7 protein-coding genes and 1 pseudogene are annotated in these 4,642 nt (G+C 67.5%); 5 read left to right on the top strand and 3 right to left on the bottom strand.

The window, feature by feature from the left end; genetic code table 11:
* The 5 genes from B042_RS23615 to B042_RS23605 all read left to right on the top strand — a co-directional run.
* Positions 1 to 288, top strand: a 288-nt coding sequence (locus tag B042_RS23615) for an IS30 family transposase (RefSeq protein ID WP_155989153.1), incomplete at its 5' end; no start/stop codon positions are given.
* Entirely contained in the window at positions 272 to 577 is a 306-nt protein-coding gene (locus B042_RS23610) for a hypothetical protein (protein ID WP_155989151.1), read from the top strand. The genes B042_RS23615 and B042_RS23610, both read left to right, overlap by 17 nt.
* Positions 578 to 599: 22 nt before the next feature.
* Positions 600 to 1,379, top strand: a complete 780-nt coding sequence (locus tag B042_RS0116790; RefSeq protein ID WP_028649296.1) for a hypothetical protein — start codon at positions 600 to 602, stop codon at positions 1,377 to 1,379.
* A gap of 494 nt (positions 1,380 to 1,873) precedes the next feature.
* Positions 1,874 to 2,146, top strand: a complete 273-nt coding sequence (locus tag B042_RS0116785; RefSeq protein ID WP_028649295.1) for an AbrB/MazE/SpoVT family DNA-binding domain-containing protein — start codon at positions 1,874 to 1,876, stop codon at positions 2,144 to 2,146.
* An 86-nt stretch (positions 2,147 to 2,232) separates the two neighbouring features.
* Complete coding sequence (locus B042_RS23605; RefSeq protein ID WP_036555413.1) at positions 2,233 to 2,451, top strand: hypothetical protein; 219 nt, start codon at positions 2,233 to 2,235, stop codon at positions 2,449 to 2,451.
* Between the two features lie 97 nt (positions 2,452 to 2,548).
* On the opposite strand, the gene B042_RS26190 is transcribed toward B042_RS23605, so the two are convergent.
* The 3 genes and pseudogenes from B042_RS26190 to B042_RS26185 all read right to left on the bottom strand — a co-directional run.
* A complete protein-coding gene (locus tag B042_RS26190) occupies positions 2,549 to 2,806 on the bottom strand; it encodes a tyrosine-type recombinase/integrase (RefSeq protein ID WP_051415758.1) in 258 nt (85 codons plus the stop codon).
* 698 nt (positions 2,807 to 3,504) lie between these two features.
* The gene (gene istB / locus B042_RS0116770; protein WP_028649293.1) at positions 3,505 to 4,284 is read right to left on the bottom strand and encodes an IS21-like element helper ATPase IstB; all 780 of its coding nucleotides are present in this window, start codon (positions 4,282 to 4,284) and stop codon (positions 3,505 to 3,507) included.
* 16 nt (positions 4,285 to 4,300) lie between these two features.
* Positions 4,301 to 4,642, bottom strand: a pseudogene (locus B042_RS26185) (IS21 family transposase); the annotation flags it as partial.

The raw sequence follows: 4,642 nt of genomic DNA, 5'->3' as shown, positions 1-4,642 counted from the left end.
ACGGAGACGGGGCGCCACGCCGCGGTGACGGTGGCCACTGACCTGCCGGTGTTCTTCGCTGATCCGCACTCGCCGTGGCAGCGGCCCACGAACGAGAACACGAACCGCCTGATCCGGGAGTATCTGCCCAAGGGCACCGACATCCCGCAGCATCAGCCGTACCTGACCGCGATCGCTGAGGAGCTCAACACCCGTCCTCGGGCGTGCTTGGGGTTCTACACACCGCAAGAGGTGTTCCACAAGCAACTGTTGGAGGGCCAGGGCGAGGGCGTTGCTTCAACGAATTGACACCACCCACGGCTGGTGGGTCAACGGCAACTGCAGCGCTATTCAAGCGGTCGTCACGGTGGAACTGCAGCAGTACTACAGCGACGGCTCTTGGCGCACGGAGGGCATCGTCGGCCAGGACACGGTGTACAGCGGGGGCGGAGCTGGGAACCGTGCCACCGGGCGGGCCTCGTGCACCGACGGCGAACTGACCTCGTGGCGTAGCGTCGTCGACGTGGACTTGGTCGGGGTGATCGATGACCCCAGCAAGCTCATCACCACCACTAAGAACATCTACTGTGAGCACTGAGGAACCCTGGGGAGGCCCGGGCATGGGTGGGGACACGATGCTGGCGGCACTGCACGGAGGACTGGCGGTGCACCCCCGGTACACACCGGGCACCGCCCGCTCCGACGCCTACGGTCTGTTCCTCGCCCGGTCCTCCGCTATGGCCTGGCTCACCGAGGCCGAGCCCGGTACCCCTGGCGGCCTGTGGGGCATGAACGACGCCGGACAGGACGCCGGTACGGGCTCCGCGCACGCGATGACGCGCAGACTGTGGTTCCAGGTGGAGCCGACCGCGGCGGCCGACCGGCCGCCGCCGGTCCAGCCGTTCCTGTCCTGTGCGGGTCAGGTAGCGGCGCGGATCGGTGTCCTGGACCTGAAAGCGTTGCAGATCCTCGTGCCCATGCCCGATCGTTCCGTCCCGGATGACACGGCCGTCTCGGCCTTGGCTCCGCTGCTCCAGGACGCCGGATGGTTCGCCGACACCGGCTCCGGCCGACGGGTTCGCGTCACCCTGGACAGTGGGCAGGTCCCCGGCGTCGTCCAGGCCGCTCCCGGGATGCTCGCGTGGATGCGTTCATGGAAGCAGCAGGTCTTCTCGTGCGGGAGAGGGTTGGCGCGGGGTGGCGCGGACGCGGCCGAAGGGCTGGTTCCCGGTATCGCTGACCACCTGTGGAACGGTCCCGGCCACCACCGGGTGAGTATCGACGGAACGGTCGCCGAGTGGTCTTTGGACGCCCTGGGGTGGCTGGTCGCTTTTCTGGTCGAGGCCGGCGCACAGCACGGAATCCGGACCCCGCTGGTCATCACGGTCCGGGCTTTGTGACGCATGCGCGGAGCCGGCCAGGCATGCTTCTGGGACCCCGAGTGGCGGCACGGTGAGTGGGGGAGTCCGTGTTTCGTGCCGGGTGTGATGGAGGCTCTCAAACCTGGGAAGGATGAGAGACGTGCCAGCACCGAGGAGATACCCCGATGAGCTGTGGCAACGCGCTACCCGCATGGCCGTGGACGCTCGCCGGGACCCGGCCAGCCGCAGCGGTGATCTGATCACCAGTGAGGTTTCTTGAACTCGATCGTTTCACCTGCGGCGGATACTGGCTCACCACGCGAAACGGATCCGTGGAGCGTTCCGCGGCCGGTCTTGCGCAGGACAGCGAGTCCTGCGCGAGATTGATCGATAGGCCGCAGGTAGGAAAGTTGAACTTTCCGACCCTTAGAGTCATCCTGGAAACGTGCCCCGGAGGGAAGCCGGAGCACGCCCCACCAGGTGGAAGGCCGCTGACCATGAACGAGACGAGGGCGAGACGCCGGCGTGCGGTGATGCGCCGTAAGAACCAGGTCACCCTGCCTCGAGAGGTCGCCGAAGCCCTGCACATCCGGGAGGGCGACGAGGTCGAGTTCGACATCACGGAGAGCGGCCAGGTCATACTGAGGGGCATGACCTCGGTCCCCGCCGACCAGGCGTGGTTCTGGGACCCCGAATGGCAGCACGGGGAGCGGGAGGCCAGCGAGCAGATCGCCGCGGGCGAGACCGAGGAGTTCGAGGACGCGGAGTCGATGTTCGACGCTCTGGAACACGACGAGGAGAGCTGAGAGCACTGGCCACGTTCGCCACCACCCCCCGCTTCCGGGCCGACTACAAGAAGCTCGCCCGCCGACAGGCGGAGCGCTTCCGGCGGGTGGTCACCACCGAGTTCGCACCCGACGTGGAGAAGGGGCAGTTCCGACCGGGCCTGCGCGTCAAGGGCGTCCAGGGAGCCCCAGGGGTCTACGAAATGACCTGGGCACCCGATGGGCGCGCCACGTGGGAGTACGGCCAGGAACGGTACCCGGGCAAGCCGCATGTCATCTGGCGCCGGGTGGGCACACACGCCGTCTTCAACCCCGGCCCGCCCTGAGCACGCCACACAGTACACGGTGTCCCCTCCCTGTCCAGGGAGGGGACATTCGGCTGCCAGGGCGCTTCGTAAGGCAGCGACACTCCCGCCCGAGAGGTCAGGCCACCCTGCGGGGGATGATGTCGAAGACCGCGTCAGCGGCCTCCCGGTCGCTCTCGGGCATCAAGTTCGTGTAGGTGTCGGCGGTGAACGAGTGGTGGCGGTGGCCGAGTGTCTCGGAGATGACCTTGAGGTCGGTGCCCGCGGTCAGGCCGAGGCTTGCGGCGCAGTGCCGTAGGTCGTGGAGCCGAATGGACGGCAGGTCCGCTTTGGCCGTGAGCCGTGTGAAGCGGTGCCACAGGGCGTTGCGTGTCACCGGTCTGCCCTGGGGGTCTGGTGAAGGCGTGGCCGCTGTGCCTCCACTGCGGTCCGGTTTCCCAGCGTTCCTGTTCCTGTACCCGGTACCAGCGGCGTAGGGCGGCGACGTTCTCTTGGCCCAGGTGGAAGGTCCGGTAGCTGCGCGGTGTCTTCGTGCCGCGGATGGTGATGATGCCCGGCTCGCTGAGATCGAGGTCCCGCCAGAGCAGGTTCGTCAGCTCGTTGCAGCGTGGGCCGCGCGTCATCGCCGGTGCCGGTTCTGGCGGGACGCCTACTGGCGGCTGATGGGCAGTGGGAGGCGGTGCGTGCTGTGTGCGTGCCCTCCGCGTCCTTGAGCCGGGTGTGGTGCGCGATTTCAGGGGTCCACCTGTCACGCGACAGGGAGCCGTCGTCCTTGTTTCTTCTCAGGGGAGAGGACGGTCCTCTCGCCCTACACGGGACTCTGAACGAGGAGGCGGTCATGCGAGGCCATGTCTTCAGGCGCTGCTGGTGCCGGGACCCGCAGACGGGCAGGCCCTACCGCAAGGGCGGATGCCCCAATGGCTACGTCGGTGAGTTTGGAGAGCACTTATCGATGAGTTCCAGCAGCGGTCGGGCGTTCACAGGGACCGGAATGTCGATGAGTTCTAACAGCACCCAACACGTCAAAGCCGCCCGAGACCTTTCGGGCGGCTCGCGAACAGATGGTCCGGTGGGTCAGCCCGCGGCAGCGCGGGTCTGAGCCAGCCGGTAGGAATCGGTGCCGGTCTCGATGATCGCTCCTCCGAAGGTGAGCCGGTCCACGATCGCCGCGCACAGCCGCGGGTCGGTGAAGGTCTTGGTCCATCCGCCGAAGGACTCGTTGGAGGCGATGGCCATGCTGTTCTTCTCCTCACGCTCGGTCAGGACCTGGAACAGCAGCTCGGCTCCGCGCCGGTCCAGCTCCATGTAGCCGAGCTCGTCGATGCAGAGCAGGTCCACCCGCCCGTAGCGGGCGATGGTCTTGCCGAGCTGCTTGTCGTCGGAGGCCTCGACCAGCTCGTTGACCAGCTTGGTGGCCAGGGTGTACTTGACCCGGAACCCGTTCATCGCGGCCTCGGTACCCAACGCGATGAGCAGGTGGGACTTGCCCGTGCCCGAGTCACCGATGAGACAGAGGGGCTGTCCTTTCTTCACCCACTCGCATGAGCCCAGCGTGTGAACGACTGCCGGGTCGATGCTGGGGTTGGCCTCGAAGTCGAACTCGCGCAGGGACTTCTGCCGGGGAAAACCCGCGGCCTTGATCCGCCGCTCGGAGCGGCGGCGGGCCCGGTCATCGCACTCGGCCATCAACAGCTCAGCGAGGAAACCGGTGTAGGTCATCTGCTCGCGGGCCGCGGTCTCGGCCATGTCGGTGAACTTGGTCCTGATCGTGGGCAGCTTGAGCATCCGGCAGGCCGAGTCGGTCGCGCTCTCAGCGGCCTGCTCGGTCAGCCCTCGGGGGCGGCTGGTGGTCATAAGGGCGGTGCCTTTCCTAGTCGTCTACGTGGCGGGACGTGTCGCTCGTGCGGCGGCGAAGCAGGTTGTCGTAGGCGGCCACCGAAGGCAGCGGGCGGTTGTCGGGCGGGAGCTGGGCCAGCCGCCTCTCGGTCAAGGACACGACCGGGGAAGGCTCGGGTACCNGTGCCGCAGGGGTGGCGGGTTCTTCGGACTCGGCTGCTTTGCGGGCCTCCAGCGCCACCGCGTCGCAGGTCAGCGCTCCCACTCGTAGCGCTGCGGCGATCCCGGAGACCACGTGCTCGTGGGCCATGTGACGGCTCAGCAGCAACACCTGGATCAGGGCCCGGGTGCCCTCCGCGTCCCCGTGGGCTTTGCG

The organism is Nocardiopsis sp. CNT312 (genome assembly GCF_000515115.1).
GTDB lineage: Bacteria > Actinomycetota > Actinomycetes > Streptosporangiales > Streptosporangiaceae > Nocardiopsis.
This window is presented reverse-complemented; position numbering and strand designations above follow the sequence as displayed.